General features: G+C 71.9%; 16 protein-coding genes. 10 read left to right on the forward strand and 6 right to left on the reverse strand.

From position 1 onward, the window contains the following. The first annotated feature begins 14 nt into the window (after nucleotides 1-14). The 3 genes from CHF16_RS19320 (at nucleotide 15) to CHF16_RS19330 (ending at nucleotide 3,436) form a co-directional block, all read left to right on the forward strand. A complete protein-coding gene (locus CHF16_RS19320; protein WP_089327475.1) occupies nucleotides 15-524 on the forward strand; it encodes a DUF1707 and DUF4870 domain-containing protein in 510 nt (169 codons plus the stop codon). A gap of 197 nt (nucleotides 525-721) precedes the next feature. After that, a complete protein-coding gene (locus tag CHF16_RS19325) occupies nucleotides 722-2,089 on the forward strand; it encodes an FAD-binding oxidoreductase (RefSeq protein ID WP_089327476.1) in 1,368 nt (455 codons plus the stop codon). Between the two features lie 81 nt (nucleotides 2,090-2,170). Beyond that, the gene (locus CHF16_RS19330) at nucleotides 2,171-3,436 is read left to right on the forward strand and encodes a class I SAM-dependent methyltransferase (protein ID WP_089327477.1); all 1,266 of its coding nucleotides are present in this window, start codon (nucleotides 2,171-2,173) and stop codon (nucleotides 3,434-3,436) included. A 74-nt stretch (nucleotides 3,437-3,510) separates the two neighbouring features. Here the strand turns inward: CHF16_RS19330 and CHF16_RS19335 are convergent, their stop codons facing one another. Then, nucleotides 3,511-4,005: a cupin domain-containing protein gene (locus tag CHF16_RS19335; protein ID WP_089327478.1), complete on the reverse strand. Its 495-nt coding sequence runs from the start codon at nucleotides 4,003-4,005 to the stop codon at nucleotides 3,511-3,513. A 65-nt stretch (nucleotides 4,006-4,070) separates the two neighbouring features. Continuing rightward, nucleotides 4,071-4,442: a DUF4267 domain-containing protein gene (locus CHF16_RS19340; RefSeq protein WP_089327479.1), complete on the reverse strand. Its 372-nt coding sequence runs from the start codon at nucleotides 4,440-4,442 to the stop codon at nucleotides 4,071-4,073. Nucleotides 4,443-4,533: 91 nt separating this feature from the next. Here CHF16_RS19340 and CHF16_RS19345 point away from each other — a divergent pair, with 91 nt between their 5' ends. Both CHF16_RS19345 and CHF16_RS19350 read left to right on the forward strand, forming a co-directional pair. Next, a complete protein-coding gene (locus CHF16_RS19345; protein ID WP_089327480.1) occupies nucleotides 4,534-5,106 on the forward strand; it encodes a TetR/AcrR family transcriptional regulator in 573 nt (190 codons plus the stop codon). A 97-nt stretch (nucleotides 5,107-5,203) separates the two neighbouring features. Continuing rightward, nucleotides 5,204-6,211, forward strand: a complete 1,008-nt coding sequence (locus CHF16_RS19350) for an ATP-dependent DNA ligase (protein WP_245868830.1) — start codon at nucleotides 5,204-5,206, stop codon at nucleotides 6,209-6,211. Nucleotides 6,212-6,331: 120 nt separating this feature from the next. Here CHF16_RS19350 and CHF16_RS19355 read toward each other — a convergent pair whose 3' ends face one another. Further along, nucleotides 6,332-7,351 carry an aldo/keto reductase gene (locus CHF16_RS19355; RefSeq protein ID WP_089327481.1) on the reverse strand — a complete coding sequence of 340 codons (1,020 nt, stop codon included), beginning with the start codon at nucleotides 7,349-7,351 and terminating at the stop codon, nucleotides 6,332-6,334. A gap of 191 nt (nucleotides 7,352-7,542) precedes the next feature. On the opposite strand from CHF16_RS19355, the gene CHF16_RS19360 reads away from it, so the two are divergent. Both CHF16_RS19360 and CHF16_RS19365 read left to right on the forward strand, forming a co-directional pair. Beyond that, complete coding sequence (locus CHF16_RS19360) at nucleotides 7,543-8,136, forward strand: TetR/AcrR family transcriptional regulator (protein WP_089327482.1); 594 nt, start codon at nucleotides 7,543-7,545, stop codon at nucleotides 8,134-8,136. A 188-nt stretch (nucleotides 8,137-8,324) separates the two neighbouring features. Then, the gene (locus CHF16_RS19365; RefSeq protein WP_089327483.1) at nucleotides 8,325-9,884 is read left to right on the forward strand and encodes a GMC family oxidoreductase; all 1,560 of its coding nucleotides are present in this window, start codon (nucleotides 8,325-8,327) and stop codon (nucleotides 9,882-9,884) included. Between the two features lie 51 nt (nucleotides 9,885-9,935). On the opposite strand, the gene CHF16_RS19370 is transcribed toward CHF16_RS19365, so the two are convergent. Continuing rightward, nucleotides 9,936-10,814 (reverse strand): alpha/beta fold hydrolase, encoded by an 879-nt coding sequence (locus CHF16_RS19370; protein WP_089327484.1) that lies wholly within the window; start codon nucleotides 10,812-10,814, stop codon nucleotides 9,936-9,938. 222 nt (nucleotides 10,815-11,036) lie between these two features. Between CHF16_RS19370 and CHF16_RS19375 the strand changes: the two genes are divergently transcribed. Then, nucleotides 11,037-12,284, forward strand: coding sequence for a cytochrome P450 (locus CHF16_RS19375; protein WP_089327485.1), 1,248 nt, complete (start codon nucleotides 11,037-11,039; stop codon nucleotides 12,282-12,284). Nucleotides 12,285-12,317: 33 nt separating this feature from the next. Here CHF16_RS19375 and CHF16_RS19380 read toward each other — a convergent pair whose 3' ends face one another. After that, nucleotides 12,318-13,049 (reverse strand): SDR family oxidoreductase, encoded by a 732-nt coding sequence (locus CHF16_RS19380; protein WP_089327486.1) that lies wholly within the window; start codon nucleotides 13,047-13,049, stop codon nucleotides 12,318-12,320. A 114-nt stretch (nucleotides 13,050-13,163) separates the two neighbouring features. Between CHF16_RS19380 and CHF16_RS19385 the strand changes: the two genes are divergently transcribed. After that, the gene (locus CHF16_RS19385) at nucleotides 13,164-14,006 is read left to right on the forward strand and encodes a helix-turn-helix transcriptional regulator (RefSeq protein ID WP_089327575.1); all 843 of its coding nucleotides are present in this window, start codon (nucleotides 13,164-13,166) and stop codon (nucleotides 14,004-14,006) included. 33 nt (nucleotides 14,007-14,039) lie between these two features. Here CHF16_RS19385 and CHF16_RS19390 read toward each other — a convergent pair whose 3' ends face one another. Beyond that, a complete protein-coding gene (locus tag CHF16_RS19390; protein ID WP_089327487.1) occupies nucleotides 14,040-15,584 on the reverse strand; it encodes a long-chain-fatty-acid--CoA ligase in 1,545 nt (514 codons plus the stop codon). A gap of 335 nt (nucleotides 15,585-15,919) precedes the next feature. Here CHF16_RS19390 and leuS point away from each other — a divergent pair, with 335 nt between their 5' ends. Beyond that, the gene (leuS, locus tag CHF16_RS19395; protein ID WP_179271594.1) at nucleotides 15,920-18,388 is read left to right on the forward strand and encodes a leucine--tRNA ligase; all 2,469 of its coding nucleotides are present in this window, start codon (nucleotides 15,920-15,922) and stop codon (nucleotides 18,386-18,388) included. The last annotated feature ends 4 nt before the right edge of the window (nucleotides 18,389-18,392 follow it).

The raw sequence follows: 18,392 nt of genomic DNA on the forward strand, positions 1-18,392 counted from the left end.
GCAGCATGGGAGGCATGGACAGCAGCTACGCGGTGGGAGATCTCCGGGCCTCGGACGCCGAGCGCGAGTCGGCCATCCAGCGGCTCCAGGACGCCTACGCCGAGGGACGCGTCGACGAGGACGAGTTCGACATGCGCGTCCAGTTGGCGATCACGGCCAAGACGCGCGGCCAGCTGGGGGCCGTCACCCGCGACCTGGAGCCGGTGCGGGCGGCGCCGGTCGCCGAGGCCCTCACCGGGGAGGACCGGATGCTCGCGGCGGCGGCGCACGCCGTGGCGGTGCCGACGCTGTTCGTCGGCCCGCTCGTGCTGATGCTCACGAGCGGCAAGCGGTCGGAGTACGTCCGGCGGCAGGCGGCGGAGGCGGTGAACTTCCAGGTGACGCTGCTGCTGCTCACGATCGTCACGTTCGGGATCGGCGGGGTCGTGTACGCGGTCGCGTGGGTGCTGTCGGCGGTCGCGGCCGTGTACGCGCTGACCGGCGAGACGTTCCGCTACCCGTGGATCCTGCGCCTGGTGAAGTGACCGGGGTTTGTCGGCATGCACCTCCGGGGAAAGGTTGACGTGGCCGCCCTCTAGCGGTTTCCGTCGCCTCCAGGAGACGAAACGACCGATGTGTACGCCGACGGGGTTATTCCCCTCTCGACCTGTGACACCTGCAACGTCCGAATTATGTGGACGATGCATGGGATGATCGATTTACTAGGTCAGGGAGGGGTTAGATGACGGAGCTTGCGGTCAAGGGCGACCACCAACGGGCGGTCGACGCGCTCAAGAGGTCCTACGAGGCGATCCCGGAGGGCACGCCGGTACGGCTGGCGAAGCGGACCTCGAACCTGTTCCGGTGGCGCGACCCCTCGGCGGCGCCCGGCCTGGACGTGTCCGGGTTCGACAAGGTGCTGAGCGTCGACGCGGACGAGCGCACGGCGCAGGTCCAGGGGATGACGACCTACGAGGACCTCGTCGACGCGACGCTGCCGCACGGGCTGATGCCGACGGTCGTCCCGCAGCTGAAGACCATCACGCTGGGCGGCGCGGTGACGGGGCTCGGCATCGAGTCGACGTCGTTCCGCGACGGGCTGCCGCACGAGGGCGTCCTGGAGATGGAGGTCCTCACCGGGGACGGCGAGGTCGTCACGGCGACCCGTGACAACGAGCACTCCGACCTGTTCTTCGGGTTCCCGAACTCCTACGGGACGCTCGGCTACACGCTGCGGCTGAAGATCGAGCTGCGCCCGGTCAGCCCGTACGTCCGGCTCCGGCACCTGCGGTTCACCGACACCGCCGGGCTCGCCAAGGCGATGGGCGAGATCACCGAGTCGGGGACGTACGAGGGCGAGTCCGTCGACTTCATGGACGGGACGTACTTCAGCCCGGGCGAGCAGTACATCACGCTCGGCTTCTTCGCCGACTCGGCGCCGTACACCTCCGACTACACCGGCCAGCAGATCTACTACCGGTCCATCCAGGAGCGGTCGGTCGACTTCCTGACGGTCCGCGACTACATCTGGCGCTGGGACACCGACTGGTTCTGGTGCTCGGGCGCGTTCGGCGTGCAGAACCCGACGATCCGGCGGCTGTGGCCCGACAAGTACAAGCGCTCCGATGTGTACCGCAAGCTGGTCGCCTACGACCGCCGGTACCACATCATCGCGCGCGCGGAGCGCTGGCGGGGGCTGCGCCCGCGCGAGGACGTCATCCAGGACATCGAGGTGCCGGTGGAGCGGCTGCCCGAGTTCCTGGAGTTCTTCCACGACAAGGTCGGCATGAGCCCGGTGTGGCTGTGCCCGCTGCGCGCGAAGGAGCGGTGGCCGCTGTACCCGCTGGAGGTCGGCCGGCCGTACGTGAACGTCGGCTTCTGGGGGACGGTCCGCATCCCGCCCGGCCAGATCCCCGAGTACCACAACCGGCTCATTGAGCGGAAGGTCGCCGCTCTCGACGGGCACAAGTCCCTCTACTCGACCGCCTTCTACGGCCGCGACGAGTTCTGGCGGTACTACGACGGGGAGACCTACCGGCGGCTCAAGGGGCGTTACGACTCCCGCGAGCGGCTGCTGGACCTCTACGACAAGTGCGTGCGCGGACGCTGACATGCGTCCGCCGTATCGGGGGAGCCCAGGGGGCCGACGGCCGGCAGGCCGGGTCCGGGCGGAGAGACAGGAGGGATCACAATGACGCTGGCCAGGGTCTTCGAGCGGCTCGCCGGGGCTGAGGCGCCAGTGGAGTTCACGGCGTACGACGGATCGCGGGCGGGGGTGCCCGGCGCCGACATCCGGTTCGACGTCCGTTCGCCGTACGCGGTGTCGTACCTGCTGCGCTCACCGGGCGCGCTGGGCCTCGCCCGCGCCTACGTCACCGGGATGATCGACGTCGACGGCGACATGATCGAGGCGCTCACGACGATGCAGCAGGTGCTGAGCGAGGTGACGCCGCGCGACAAGGCGCGGATCGCCGGCTCCGTCCTCGGCGACCCGCTGCTGCGCGGCGCCGTCTCGCGCCGGCTGGACCCGCCGCCGCAGGAGGCGCCGTTCAGCCGGATCCCGTCGTGGCTGCGGCACTCCAAGAGGCGGGACGCGAAGGCGATCTCGCACCACTACGACGTCTCCAACACCTTCTACGAGTGGGTGCTCGGCCCCTCCATGGCGTACACGTGCGCGTGCTACCCGCACGCGGACGCGACGCTGGAGGAGGCCCAGTTCACCAAGCACGACCTGGTCGCGAAGAAGATCGGCCTGAAGCCGGGGATGCGGCTGCTGGACGTGGGCTGCGGCTGGGGCGGCATGGTGATGCACGCCGCGAAGGAGTACGGGGTCAAGGCGCTCGGCGTCACGCTGTCCAAGCAGCAGGCGGAGTGGGCGCAGAAGGCGATCGCCGACCGGGGCCTGTCCGACCTCGCCGAGGTCCGGCACCTGGACTACCGGGACGTGACGGAGACCGGCTTCGACGCGATCAGCTCCATCGGCCTCACCGAGCACATCGGCAAGGCGAACCTGCCGTCCTACTTCTCGTTCCTGTACGGGAAGCTGCGCAAGGGCGGCCGGATGCTGAACCACACCATCACGCGTCCGGACAACCTGGCCCCGCCCCGCAAGGAGAACGGGTTCATCAACCGGTACGTGTTCCCGGACGGTGAGCTGGAGGGCCCCGGCTACGTCCAGTCGCAGATGAACGACGCGGGCTTCGAGATCCGGCACCAGGAGAACCTGCGCGAGCACTACGCCCGGACGCTGACCGCGTGGTGCCGCAACCTGGACGAGCACTGGGACGAGGCCGTCGCCGAGGTGGGCGAGGGCACGGCCCGCGTGTGGCGCGTCTACATGGCGGGCTGCGTGCTGGGCTTCAACCAGAACTGGATCCAGCTGCACCAGACGCTCGGCGTCAAGCTGCACGACGACGGCGCGAGCAACATGCCGCTGCGCCCCGACTGGGGATCGTGACGGCGGACTCGCTCCCGCCAGTGTGACGAGCCGACCGGGTGTTCTCGGTCGGCTCGTCGGCGTCCGGAGGCGGTTCACGCGCGGGCGGCGTCCCACGCGGCGCTGCCGAGGAAGTTGGTGTCGTAGAGCTCCTGGACGTCCAGGAGGCTCTCCGGCGGGACCTTGCCGTAGGCGATGCGCTCCAGGTGCCGGAAGTACTCGAACCGCTCGACGCCCGGCGTGATGACGATGAGGATGTCGGCGTCCTCGCCGGGCGCGGCGGCGAAGGCGTGCGGGAGGCCGGGCGGGACGATGACCAGGTCGCCGCGTCCGGCGGTGACGACCTGCTCGCCGGACAGCAGCTGCGCGGTGCCGTCCAGCATGGAGAACAGTTCGGCGGAGCCGTCGTGGCGGTGCGGCCTGGCGCCGTCCGCGCCGCCGGTCAGCGTGACCCGCTGGGTGGAGAGGGCGCCGCCGGTCGAGCCGCTGTCGGCCAGCAGCCGGACGGTGGTGGGGGCCCGTCCGACGACCTCGGCCTCGGCGGAGCGGACGAGCACGGACGAGTCGAAGTCCGGCGAGATCAGCGACATGGTGTCTCCTTGTTCGGATGGGGCGGCCGGTGGCCGGCGGTCGCGCCGGCTTGCCCGGGAGCGAGTCAGAGGGCGAAGAGCAGGGCGGCGCTGACCAGGACGATCACGGCGGTCGCGAAGTGGATGCCGAACGCGGCGGCCTTGGTGCCGCCGTTGCGCAGCACGATCACGCAGTCGCCGAAGGGCGCGATCGCGACGACCAGCATGTACCAGCCGGCGGCGTGGGCTCCGGCGAAGGCGATGAGGGCGAGGCCGAGGACGCCGAAGGTGAGGTCGCGCACCCCCTTGATCGTCAGGTAGGCGTCGGCCGCACCGGGCTCGGCGGGGACGCCGTATCCGGCTGCGGCGGCGTGCGGCGCGTAGAGGAAGCGCGCGCCGATGAAGGTGACGAACAGGGCGAGGACGGTGGCGAGCCCGTAGGCGATGGGGGCGAGCATCAGCGTGTCTCCAGGTACTAGCAGTGCTAGGAACGAGATCGAAGCTAGCACAAGCGTTGGCAGATTGGCTAGCGCTGCTAGAATCGCGGTCATGTCAATCCAGACGCGCCGGGAGCGCGAGCGGGCGGAGCGGGAGAGGCTGATCGTCACGGCGGCCCGGGAACTGGCCGAGGCCGAGGGCTGGGACGCGGTGACCACCCGGCGCCTCGCCGCCGAGATCGAGTACAGCCAGCCCGTCCTCTACAGCCACTTCAAGGGCAAGGACGCCATCATGGCGGCCGTCGCGGTCGAGGGGTGCGCCGAGATGGCCGCCGACCTGCGCGCGGTCCGCGAGGCGGCCGCCGATCCCGCCGCGGCCCTCGCCGGCGTCGCCCGCGCCTACGCCGGGTTCGCCGACCGCAGGCCCGCCCTCTACGACGCGATGTTCGTCCTCGCCGTCGACCTGCCGTTCGCGACCCCCGAGGCCCCGGCCCCGCTGAAGGAGGCGTTCGGCGAGCTGCGCGAGACCGTCCGGCCGTTCGCCGGCGAGGACGAGCTGGAGCCGCTCACCGAGACGTTCTGGAGCGCGCTGCACGGCCTGGTCTCCCTCATGCGCAACGGCCGCATGCGCCGCGCGGACCACGAGCGGCGCCTCGCCATCCTGATCCGCCGCTTCTCGAACTGACCTCCCGCCGGTCAACATTCGTCCTGCCCCGATATCGCCGCAGGTCAGCGGGGGTAGGCCGGGGTCGGAGGATCAGCGAGCGCGGGGACGGGAGGCCATGCACATCCGGTCCCCGGTGAAGCCGATGCTGACCGTGACGGTCGACCGCGTCCCGCTGCCGCAGGCGTGCCCGGGCGGCTGCCGCTACGAGCCGAAGTTCGACGGGTTCCGCGCCGTCGCGATGGTGGACGACGACGGCGCCGTGCGGCTGTGGTCGCGCCGCCGGGTGCGGTTCGACGACGCGTTCCCCGAGATCGTCGCGGCCGTCGGGGCGGCGTTCCCGCCCGGCACGGTGGTGGACGGCGAGATCGTCCGCTGGGGACTGGACGGCCGCCTCGACTTCGGGGCGCTGCAGCGCCGCCACGTCGCCGGCCGCCGCCGGGCCGAACTCGCCCGCACCGAGCCCTGCCACTACGTCGTGTTCGACGTCCTCGAGGCGAGCGGCGCCGACCTGCGCCCGCGGCCGCTGCGCGAGCGGCGCGAGGTCCTGGAGGCGCTGCTCGGCGGCGCGCCGCCCGGCTCGCGCGTGATCGGCACGCCGCAGACCGCCGACGTCGAGGAGGCCCGGCTGTGGTTCGACGCGCTGGCCGAGCAGGGCATCGAGGGCCTGGTCGTGAAGGACGCCGGCGCCCCCTACGAGGAGGGGCGGCGGCGCTGGTGGAAGGTGAAGCGGCGCATCACCGCCGAGGCGGTCGTCGGCGGGGTGACCGGCACCCGGCAGGCGCCCGAGTCGCTGATCCTCGGCCGCTACGACGCCGAGGGCCGCCTGCGCGTCGTGGCGCGGACGACGCCGCTGGCGCCCGCCGCCCGCACCGTCCTCGGCGGCGTCCTGCGGCACGCGGAACCCGACCACCCCTGGCCGCCCGAGCTGCCCTCCGGGTTCGCGGGCGGCCCGTACGGCGCCCACCCGCCGATCCGGTACGTGCGGACCGAGCCGGAGGTCGTCGTGGAGTTCAGCGGGGACGCCGCGGTGGAGGGCGGCCGGTGGCGGCACGCCGTCCGGTACCACCGCATCCGGACCGACCTGACGCCCGCCGACGTCCCGGAGTTCGGCGCCCCCGCCTGAGCGGGCCCGCTTGAGCGAGCTCCTCGGGCGAGGACGCCGATGGTGCTCCCGAGCCTGAAACGGAACAAGGTTCCGGAATGATCTGGAACGGTGTCCCGCGGGCGCCGCGCCCCGTCCGCCTCAGCGGCGGCGCAGGGACGGGTCGAGCAGCGCGGGCGGGGTGTCGAACTTCTCGTGCGGCGCGAGGTCGGTGCCGGGCGCGACGATCTCGTCGATCGCGTCCAGGACGTCGGCGGGCAGCACGGTGTCGGCGGCGGCGAGCTGCGAGTGCAGGTGGTCCAGCGTGCGGGGGCCGATCAGCGCGCTGGTCACGGCCGGATGCGCGGTCACGAAGCCGAGCGCGAGCTGGATCATCGTCAGCCCGGCCTCGTCGGCCACCGCCGCGAGCCGCTCGACCGCGTCCAGCCTGGCCCGGTTGGCGGGGACGGAGAGGTCGAACCGCTCCGGCAGCATGGACGAGCGGCGGGTGGCGGCCTCCCGCCCCGCGCGGATCGCACCGGTCAGCCAGCCGGAGGCCAGCGGGCTCCACGCGAGCACACCGAGGCCGTACTGCTCGGTCACGGGCAGCACGTCCGCCTCGATCCCGCGCTGCAGGATCGAATAGCTGGGCTGCTCGGTCACGAAGCGGCCCAGGCCCCCGGCGCGCGCCGCCCACTCCGCCTGGACGATCCGGTACGCGGGGTAGGTCGAGCAGCCGAAGTAGCGGATCTTCCCCGCGCGCTGCAGGTCCGTCAGCGCCGACAGCGTCTCCTCGTCGCTGGTCGCCGGGTCCCACCGGTGGATCTGGTAGAGGTCCACATGGTCGACGCCGAGGCGGCGCAGGCTGTGTTCCAGTTCGGTGACCAGCCAGCGGCGGGAGGCGCCGCGGTGGTTGCGCTCCTCGCTCATGGGCATGCCGGCCTTCGTGGCGAGGACGATGTCGTCGCGGCGCCCGGCGATGGCCTTGCCCACCATCTCCTCGGACTCGCCGCGGCCGTACATGTCGGCGGTGTCGATGAGGTTGACGCCCGCCTCCAGCGCGGCGTCCACGATGGCGGTGGCCTCGTCCTGCGGGGTGTCGCCGATGGACCCGAAGTTCATCGCGCCGAGCGCGAGAGAGCTGACCTGGACGCCGGTGCGGCCCAAGGTGCGGTACTGCATGGAGGATCTCCAAAGGTCAGAGCGTTGTGCAGATGGACATGCGCCTGAACGGGTGTGCGTCCGGGTGGAGTGCCCGCTCGGATGCGCGCGCATGCCGGGATCTCCGGTCTGGCATCATGGAGCCAAAGCGGAACCCGGTTCCTGAACGATACGGAACGTGGTTCCGGATGGCAAGCGGCGATGGTGGAGGCATGACGGTGAACGGCGGCGGCGAGGGCGCGCGGGACGCGGCCGCGCCCAGGCGCAAGGACGCGCGGCGCAACCGCGAGGCCCTGCTCAACGCGGCCGCGGCGGTCTTCGTCGCGTCCGGGGTGGACGCGCCGGTGCGCGACATCGCGGCCAGGGCGGGCGTCGGGGTGGGGACGATCTACCGCCACTTCCCGACGCGGGCCGACCTGATCATCGCCGTCTACCGGCACCAGGTGGAGGCGTGCGCCGAGGCGGGGCCCGCGCTGCTCGGGAGCTGCCCGTCCCCGTACGCCGCGCTGGGGCGGTGGATCAACCTCTTCGTCGACTTCTTGGTCACCAAGCACGGGCTCGCCGGCGTGCTGCACGGCGAGGAGTCCGGCTGCGCTCTGCACGACTACTTCCTCGACCGGCTCGTCCCCGTGTGCGGTGACCTGCTCAAGGCCGCCGCCGACGCCGGCGAGATTCGCTCCGACGTGGACGCCCTCGAACTGATGCGCGGCGTCGGCAACCTCTGCATCGGCGCCGACGCCGATCCCCGCTACGACGCGCGCCGGCTCGCCGGGTTCCTCGTCGCGGGCCTGCGCCGGCCGGAGTGACGGACCGGAGTGACGGACCGGAGTGACGGACCGGAGGGACGGGCCGGAGCGGCTCACTCGCGTGAGCGGCGTGAGCGGCCTGACCGGCGTGCCCGGACGGCCCGCGCGGGCCATGGACGCGGCCGCTCCCCGGTGGTAAGCAGGCACTGACGGGCCGTGCCGCGGCCCAGCGGAGTGCGGAGGTCCTCATGGACTACGACTACGTCATCGTCGGTGCCGGGTCCGCGGGCTGCGCGCTGGCCGCGCGGCTGTCGGAGGACCCGTCGGTCAGCGTCGCGCTGCTGGAGGCCGGCGGCCCGGACGACAAGAGCGAGATCCACATCCCGGCCGCCTTCGCCAAGCTCTTCAAGACCGAGTACGACTGGGACTTCAGCACCGCCAAGCAGCCCGAGATGGACGGGCGCGAGCTGTACTGGCCGCGCGGCCGGATGCTCGGCGGGTCGTCCTCGCTCAACGCGATGATGTGGGTGCGCGGCCACAGCGCCGACTTCGACGGCTGGGACGTGCCCGGCTGGTCCTACGCCGACGTCGAGCCGTACTTCAAGCGCGCCGAGGGACGCGTCGGCAGCAACGAGGGCGGCGTGTACGGGACGTCCGGGCCGGTCACGATCTCCGAGCAGCGCAGCCCGAACGCCTCGACCCGCGCGTTCCTGGAGGCGTGCGCCGCCGCCGGGCTGACCCGGCTGCCCGAGCTGAACGGGCCGTCCAACGAGGGCTACGCGCAGACGCCGGTCAGCCAGCGGCGCGGCCGGCGGTGCAGCGCCGCCGACGCGTACCTGCGCCCCGCGCGCAAGCGCCGGAACCTGTCGGTCGTCACCGGCGCGCAGGTGTCGCGGGTCCTGATCGAGGACGGCCGCGCGACCGGCGTCCAGTACGGCGGCGAGCGCGTCACCGCCCGCCGCGAGGTCGTGCTGTCCGCGGGCGCGATCGGCTCGCCGCACCTGCTGCTGCTCTCCGGGATCGGCGACCCCGGCGAGCTGCGCGGCGCCGGCGTCGAGCCCGTCCTGGAACGGCCGGAGGTCGGCCGCCGCCTGCGGGACCACCTGTCGGTCGGCGTCGTCCGGCACTGCCCGAAGAAGGTCACGCTCGCGGGCGCGGAGTCGCCGGCCAACATCGTCCGGTACCTGGTCGCCCGGCGCGGCCCGTTCACCTCCAACGTCGGCGAGGCGGTGGTGTTCCTGCGCAGCGACCCGGCGCAGCCCGCGCCCGACCTGGAGCTGGTCTTCGCGCCGGCCCCGTACGTCGCGCACGGCCTCGAGCCGCCGACCGAGCACGGGGTGACGCTCGGCGTCGTCCTGCTGCGGCCGGAGTCGGCGGGGCGGATCACGCTGGCGTCCGCCGACCCGGCCGCGCCGCCGGTGATCGACCCGGCCTACCTCACCCACGAGAGCGATCTGCGCCGCCTGGTCCACGGGCTCAAGTACGCCGACGAGCTGATGTCCGGCGAGGCCCTCAAGCCCTACGTCGGCGAACCCATGGACCCCTACGTCGGACCGGGCGACGACGAGGCCCTCGCCCGCTACGTCCGGGAGCACGCCGAGACGCTGTACCACCCGACCGGCACCTGCCGCATGGGCACCGACGACGACGCCGTGGTCGACCCGGAGCTGCGCGTCCGCGGCGTCGGCGGCCTGCGCGTCGCGGACGTCTCGGTCCTCCCGGAGATCACCCGCGGCCACACCAACGCCCCCGCCATCATGATCGGCGAGCGCGCGGCCGACCTGATCAGGGCGGCCGCACCGGCCTGATCAGGACGGTGCGGCCGGTTCAGGACGGCCGGCCGATCTACGGCCGCCTGATCAGGACAGCCAGTCGAGGATCCGCGCGTTGACGTCCGCCGGCCGGTCGAGCTGGAGGAAGTGGCCCGCGCGCGGGACGAGTTCGGCGCGCGAGCCGGGCGGCAGCGCCGCGCGGACGGCGCCGAGGTCGACGACGTCGGCGCCGAGGCAGCCGTCCTCGGCGCCGTGCAGGTAGAGCACGGGCAGCACGCCGACGGCGGCGGCGGCCTCCTGCTCGGCGGCGTACCGCTCGACGAGCCGGGACGGGTCGAGCATGGCGCGGTAGTAGCCGATCGCCGCCTCGGCGTTGGCCGGGGCGGCGAGGCACTCCATGACGCGGTCGACGTCCGCCGTGCGATCGCGTCCGTCCGCGGGGGACCAGTCGCGCCAGAGGCCCTCGACGAACGCGCGGTTCAGCGCCGCCTCCGCGAGCGGCGTCTGGAACACGAAGATGTAGAACGAGCGCTTGAGCTGCTCGTAGTCGAAGAACGCGGTGCCCATCACCGACATCGGCGGGACGGACATGGCGACGACCTTCCGCCACCGGCCGGGCGCGATGTTCGCGGCGCCGTAGGCGGTGAACGCGCCCCAGTCGTGGCCGATCACGACGGCGTCGGGCCCGCCGCCGAGGGCCTCGTGCAGGGCGACGGCGTCGGCCGCGAGCGCACCGGTCTGGAAGGCGCCGTCCTCGGGGACGGACGTGGGCGCGTAGCCGCGCATGAACGGTGCCACGGCGCGGTATCCGGCGGCGGCCAGCTCGGGCATCAGGTGCCGCCAGGTGTGCGCCGAGTCGGGGAAGCCGTGCAGCAGCAGCGCCAGGGGGCCGTCCTGCGGGCCCGCCGCCAGGTAGCCGAAGTCGAGCCCGTTCGCCGTGACCGATCCGGGTGTGATGTCACTCATGTCCGCCTCCTCGGTTCGCGGCGCACGCTACCGGGCGGCCGGGGCGCCCGGTCGATCAGCCCGTCCGGGCGCGCCTCCCGCGCCGCTCCGGGGCGGTGGCGTGGCGGCGGCGGGATTATTGTGAGGCGGGTCACCTCGCCGATCGGTGTGCGCTCGCCGCTTTACTTTGAGAGGCTGCCTGTAAACCGAATCAGGTTCGGAATGCGATGAGGTGGTGGGCACGTGCTCAAGGTCGAGGACATAGACCTGACGGACTGGGAGTTCTGGCGGCGGCCGCACGGCGACCGGCACGAGGCGTTCAAGGCCCTGCGCCGGCATCCGGAGCTGGTCCGCTTCGAGGAACCCGACATCGTCATCGCGCCGCGTGGCCCCGGCTACTTCGCGCTGACCCGGCACGCCGACATCGTCGAGGCGTCCCGCCGCCCGCAGGACTTCTGCTCCGGCAAGGGCGCGATCAGCATCCCGGACATGCCCGGCGACATGCACGAGTACTTCGGCTCGATGATCAGCATGGACGACCCGCGGCACGCCAAGATCCGGCGCATCGTCTCCCGGGCGTTCTCCCCGCGCATGATCCAGCGGTTCGAGGACCAGGTGGAGCGGGTCGCCGGGCAGATCGTGGAGAACATGGCCGCGGGCGGCGGCAGCGGGGACTTCGTCGCCGACGTCGCGGCCCGGCTCCCGCTGAAGATCATCTGCGACATGATGGGCATCGGCGAGGAGCACTACAAGACCGTCCTGGACGCCACGAACGTCATCCTCGCGGGCAACGACTCGGAGTTCCTGCCCTCGCAGAACGCCGAGGAGATGGCGATGGCGCTGCTCGGCGCCGGCGAGACGCTCAAGGGCATCGTCGAGGACCTCGGCCGGCAGCGCCGCGAGAACCCCACCGACGACCTGACGTCCGCGCTGGTGAACGCCAACGTCGACGGCGAGTCGCTCAGCGACCAGGAGCTCGGCTCGTTCTTCATCCTGCTCGTCGTCGCCGGCAACGAGACCACCCGCAACGCCATCGCGCACGGCCTCGACCTCTTCACCCGCAACCCCGACCAGCGGGCCCTGCTCACCGAGGACTTCGACGGCCGCATGGCGGGCGCGATCGAGGAGATCGTCCGGTACGTGTCGCCGGTCATCTGGATGCGGCGCACCGCCACCCGCGACACCATGCTCAACGAGCACGAGGTCAAGGAGGGCGACAAGCTCGTCCTCTACTACTGGTCGGCCAACCGCGACGAGTCCGTCTTCACCGACCCGGAGAAGTTCGACATCCTGCGCGACCCGAACCCGCACGTCGGGTTCGGCGGGCCCGGGCCGCACTTCTGCCTCGGCGCGCACCTGGCCCGGCGCGAGATCACCGTGATGTTCCGCGAGCTGCTGCGCCGGACGCCGGACATCCGCGCGACGGCCGAGCCCGACCGGCTGGAGTCCAACTTCATCAACGGGATCAAGCGCCTGCCCTACGCGTTCTGACCCGGACCCGGACCTGACCGGGCCCCGGACCGGCTACCAGGGCAGGGGGCCGTCCTCGCCGAGGAACGCGCCCGTCGGGCCGCCGTCGCCGAGGAGCGCCACCCCGGCGATCACGGACGCCCCCTGCTCCGCCGTCCGGTGCCCGGCGTGGCCGTTGAGGTCGGTCGCGCAGTACCCGGGCGTGGCGGCGTTCACCGTGACCGGGGTGCCGGCCAGTTCCTTGGCGTAGGCGACGGTGACGGCGTTCAGCGCCGACTTGGACGTGTTGTACGGCAGCAGGTTGACGCCGTGCGCCGGGTGGGACGGGTCGCCGTGCCGCGCCAGCGACCCCAGCTCGCTGGACACGTTGACGATCCGCCCGGCGGGGGAGCGGCGCAGCAGCGGCAGCATCGCGTTGGTGACCGCGACCACGCCGAACACGTTCGTCTCGAACGCGGCCCGGACCTGCTCGGCGGTCGTCCGGCTCGGCGGGAAGCCGGTGGCGCCGGTCGTGGTGATCGCCGCGTTGTTGACCAGGATGTCGAGCCGGCCGAACTCCGCATCGATCCACTTGGCGGCGGCCTCGACGGTGCCGGCGTCGGTGACGTCCAGCCGGACGAACCGGGCGTCGATCCCCTCGGCGGCGAGCGCGGCGGCGGCCGGCTCGCCGCGCTCGGCCGACCGGGCCCCGACCAGGACGGTGATGCCGCGGCCGCCGAGGATGCGGGCCGTCTCCAGGCCGATGCCCTTGTTGGCTCCGGTGATGAGTGCGATCTGTGTCGTCATGCCGTCCAGGCTTCCCGGCGGCGTCCGGGCCGAGGAGAGACCGGCCGAGGCTGGGACCGGCCGTACCACCCTCGGCCCGGACGCCGCCGCACCGGGTCGGTCATGCTGGAAGGCATGGACAGACAGGAGATGGCGGCGTTCCTGCGCTCGCGGCGGGCCCGCATCCAGCCCGCGGACGTCGGTCTCCCCGGAGGGCCGCGCCGCCGCACCCCGGGTCTGCGCCGTGAGGAGGTCGCGCAACTGGCCGGGATGTCGGTGGACTACTACATCCGGCTGGAGCAGGGACGCGGGCCGCATCCGTCAAGGCAGATCCTCGGTGCGCTGGCGCGCGCGCTGAGGCTGACCGACGCCGAGCGCGCTCACCTGTTCAGCCTCGCCGGTGAAGCGCCCGAACTACCGAGCGGGCCTTCGCAGGACGTCCCGCCCGGCATCGTCCACCTGCTCGAACGCCTGGACGACACTCCCGCCTACGTGCTGAACGCCCGGCAGGACATCCTCGCCTGGAACCCGCTCGCGGCAGCGCTCATGACCGACTTCGCCGCGATGGAGCCCCGCGACCGCAACGTCGTCCGCTGGCTGTTCACCGGCCGGGCCGCCGAGCGGTACGGCACCGACCCCTACATGACGCAGCTCGCCCGGGAGCTGGTGGCCGACCTGCGGCTCGCGTCCGGACGGTACCCGGGCGACGCGGGCATCGCCCGGCTGGTCGCCGAGGTCGCCGCCCGCAGCGCGCTGTTCGCCCGGCTCTGGGACGAGGGCGAGGTCGGGATCAGGCGCGGCAGCCGCAAGACCATGACGCATCCCGTCGTCGGCGAGCTGGAGATGCACTGCGACGTCCTGTACGTCCCGGAACGCGACCAGCGGGTCGTCCTCTACACGACCACGCCCGGGACGCCCTCGCACGAGGCGATGAAGCTGCTGCGCGTGGTCGGGACCCAGGACCTCAGCGTCCGCTGAGGCCCCGGGCCCCGGCCTGCGCATGCTCGGCGGTCAGCGCAGCTCGCGCTTGAGGATCTTCCCGGTGGCGGTCATCGGCAGCTCGTCGCGGAACTCCACGATCCGCGGGTACTTGTAGTTGGCGAACTGCTCCTTGCCCCAGGCGACCAGCTCGTCCTCGGTCACCGCGGCGCCGGGCTTGCGGATCACGTACGCCTTGATCTCCTCGCCGTGCGAGGGGTGCTCGACGCCCACGACGGCCGCGAGCGACACGTCCGGGTGCGTCATCAGCACCTCCTCCAGCTCCCGCGGGTACACGTTGTACCCGCCGCGGATGATCATGTCCTTGGAGCGGTCGATGATGTAGTAGTAGCCGTCCTCGTCGCGGCGGGCGACGTCGCCGGTGCGGAACCACCCGTCCCTGATCGCGGCCTCGGTCGCGTCGGGCCGGCGGTAGTAGCCCTTCATGATGTTGTGCCCGCGGATGGCGATCTCGCCGGGCCCCTCGCCCTCGATCTCCTTCCAGTCGTCGTCGATCAGCTTCATCTCGACGCCCCACACGGGCAGGCCGATCGAACCGGGCTTGGTCGGGCGGTCCGGGCGGTTGAACGAGGCGACCGGCGAGGTCTCGGACAGGCCGTAGCCCTCCAGGACGTCCACGCCGAACTTCTCCTTGATCCCCTTGAGGACCTCCATCGGCAGCGCCGACCCGCCCGACACCGCGACCCGCAGGTTCTCCTTGATCGCCGCGACGTCCTCGGCGGAGGTGTCGTCGGTCAGCAGGCCCCAGTACATCGTCGGGACGCCCGCGAAGATGTTCACCTTCTCCTTGACCATCAGCTCGACGGCCTGCTTCGCGTCGAACCGCGCCTGCATGACGAGGGTCGCGCGGCGGTAGAAGCCGACGTTCATCACGCACGTTTGGCCGAAGATGTGGAACAGCGGCAGCGTCACCAGCGAGGTGTCGTGCAGCGTCCGGTGGAAGAGCGTGTCGTCCACCATCGCGTTCGACAGCAGGTTGCTGTGCGTGAGCTCCGCGCCCTTGGGCTGGCCCGTCGTCCCGCTCGTGTAGATGATGACCGCGGTGTCGTCCGGCCCCGTCTGCGCGGTGTCGAACGTGCCCGGCTGCCCGGCCAGCGCGGCCCAGAACAGCTCCGCGCCCTCGATCGGGGACTCTGTCGCCGCGGGGTTCGCGGGCAGCAGGAAGAAGTGCTCGCACCCCTCGGCCTGCGCGAACCCGGCGTGCCCCATCTCGCCGAGCGGCAGCTCCGGGGTGCCCTCGAAGCAGAAGAACGCCTTCGCGTCCGAGTCGCCGAGGTGGTAGGCGATCTCGCGCGGCTTGAGCAGCACGTTCAGCGGGACGACCACCGCGCCCGCCTTGAGCGCCCCGAAGTACACCATCGGGAAGTACGGCAGGTTCGGGCTGGACAGCGCCACCTTGTCGCCCGGTCCGATGCCGCGCGACCGCAGCAGGTTCGCGACCTGGTTGGCGACCGACTCGACGAACGCGTAGGAGAGCCGAAGGTCGCCGAACACGACGGCCTCCCGTTCGGGCGTCTCCCTGGCGGCGTCCTCCAGCAGCACGGACAGGTTGAGCATGGCACTCCTCGCGCGAAAGGCGACCCGGCGGTTAGTTACCGACGAGTCTACGAACGGTTCCGCACATCCTGCTGTACCGGACCGGGAGAAGGCCACCTCTTCCGGTGCTTTGACGTGCCATTTCGCTCATGTCCCGCTTCTACCGCCCGCTGTGGCGCCTTAACCACGGGCGGAGGGCTTGCGGCTGCGCTATTCTTGATGTATGTCAGCCAGGCTGCTCCTCGAAGGACCACGTTGACGCACTGACGTCAGCGTGGTGGCCCCTCCTGTGCGAGGGGCCGTTTCATGTCGGCGGACGGCCCAGGAACCTGAAGGACGAAGCGGAGTCTGTAAGCGTGAGCAGCGACGAGCAGTACGACCCACGGGCGGTTCAGGACAAGTGGCAGGCCCGCTGGGCGGAGCTCGACCCGTTCGCGGCCGATGAGAAGGACACCGGCACCGAGCGCCGCTACGCGCTGGACATGTTCCCCTACCCCAGCGGCGACCTGCACATGGGGCACGCCGAGGCGTTCGCCATCGGCGACGTCCCCGCGCGCTACTGGTTCCAGCGCGGCTACAACGTCCTGCACCCCATCGGGTGGGACTCCTTCGGCCTGCCCGCCGAGAACGCCGCCATCAAGCGCGACTCGCACCCCGCCGAGTGGACCTACGCCAACATCGAGACGCAGGCCGCCTCCTTCCAGCGGTACGCGCCGTCCTTCGACTGGACGCGCCGCCTGCACACCTCCGACCCCGAGTACTACAAGTGGACGCAGTGGCTGTTCCTGCGCTTCTACGAGCGGGGCCTGGCCTACCGCAAGGGCGGCCACGTCAACTGGTGCCCGAAGGACCAGACCGTCCTGGCCAACGAGCAGGTCGTCGGCGGGCACTGCGAGCGCTGCGGCGCGCTGGTCGAGAAGCGCGTGCTGACCCAGTGGTACTTCAAGATCACCGACTACGCCGACCGGCTGCTGGACGACATGGCGCAGCTGGAGGGCAAGTGGCCCGAGCGCGTCCTGCTGATGCAGCGCAACTGGATCGGCCGCTCCACCGGCGCCGACGTCGACTTCGTCATCGAGGGGCGCGACGAGCCCGTCACCGTCTACACCACCCGCCCCGACACGCTGTTCGGCGCGACGTTCATGGTCGTCGCCGCCGACGCCGACCTGGCCGAGGAGATCTGCCACCCCGACCACCGCGCCGCGTTCGAGGCCTACCGCGAGGAGGTCTCGCGGGAGAGCGAGATCGAGCGGCTGTCCACCGAGCGCGAGAAGACCGGCGTGTTCCTGGGCCGCTACGCGATCAACCCGGTCAACGGCGAGCGGCTGCCGGTGTGGGCGTCCGACTACGTGCTGGCCGAGTACGGGCACGGCGCGATCATGGCCGTCCCGGCGCACGACCAGCGCGACCTGGACTTCGCGCTGAAGTTCGGCCTGCCCGTCCGCGTCGTCGTCGAGACCGGGATGGACGACCCCGCCGAGACCGGCGTCGCCACCCCCGGCGACGGCGCGATCGTCAACTCCGGGCCGATCGACGGGCTGGGCAAGGCCGAGGGCATCGCCCGCATCATCGAGGTCCTGGAGGAGCGCGGCACCGGACGCGCGGCCGTCAACTTCCGGCTGCGCGACTGGCTGGTGTCGCGGCAGCGGTTCTGGGGCTGCCCGATCCCGATCGTCCACTGCCCGTCCTGCGGGGAGGTCCCCGTCCCGGACGAGCAGCTGCCGGTGACGCTGCCCGAGGGCCTGCGCGGCGCCGACCTGGCGCCCAAGGGCACCTCGCCGCTGGCCGCCGCGACCGACTGGGTCAACACCGACTGCCCCAAGTGCGGCGGCGACGCGACCCGCGACACCGACACCATGGACACGTTCGTCGACTCGTCCTGGTACTACTTCCGCTACTGCTCGCCCGGCTACGAGGGCGGCCCGTTCGACGTCGAGCAGGTCCGCCGGTGGATGCCGGTCGACCAGTACACCGGCGGGGTCGAGCACGCCATCCTGCACCTGCTGTACAGCCGCTTCTTCACCAAGGTCCTGTACGACATGGGGATGGTCGACTTCACCGAGCCGTTCCGCCGGCTGCTGAACCAGGGCCAGGTGATCAACCAGGGCAAGGCGATGTCGAAGTCGCTGGGCAACGGCGTCGACCTGGGCGAGCAGATCGCCGAGTTCGGGGTGGACGTCGTCCGGCTGGCGATCCTGTTCTCCGGCCCGCCCGAGGACGACATCGACTGGGCCGACGTGTCCCCGCACGGCATGGCGAAGTTCCTGTCCCGCGTGCACCGCATCGCCACCGAGGTCTCGTCCGCGCCGGGCACCGACCCCGCGACCGGCGACACGGCGCTGCGCCGCGTCACGGCCCGCACCGTCGACGAGGCCACCACGTTGGTCGAGACCGAGCGGTTCAACGTCGCGATCGCGCGGATCATGGAGCTGGTCACCGCGACCCGCAGGGCCATCGACTCCGGCCCCGGCGCCGCCGACCCGGCCGTCCGCGAGGCCGCCGAGACGATCGCGATCCTGCTGTCGCTGTTCGCGCCCTACACCGCCGACGAGGCGTGGGAGCTGCTGGGCCGCACCGCCCCGGTGATCCGGGCCGGCTGGCCGTCGGCCGACCCGGCGCTGCTGGTGGAGGAGTCGGTCACCTGCGTCGTGCAGGTCGCCGGCAAGGTCCGCGACCGGCTGGAGGTGCCGCCCGGCATCGCCGAGGAGGAGCTGGAGCGCCGCGCGCTGGCCTCCGCCAAGGTCCAGGACGCGCTGGGCGGCGCGGAGATCATGAAGATCATCGTCCGCGCCCCCAAGATCGTCAACATCGTCCCGAAGCGCTGACCGC

It is taken from the genome of Actinomadura meyerae, from assembly GCF_900188445.1.
GTDB classification, from domain to species: Bacteria; Actinomycetota; Actinomycetes; order Streptosporangiales; family Streptosporangiaceae; genus Spirillospora; species Spirillospora meyerae.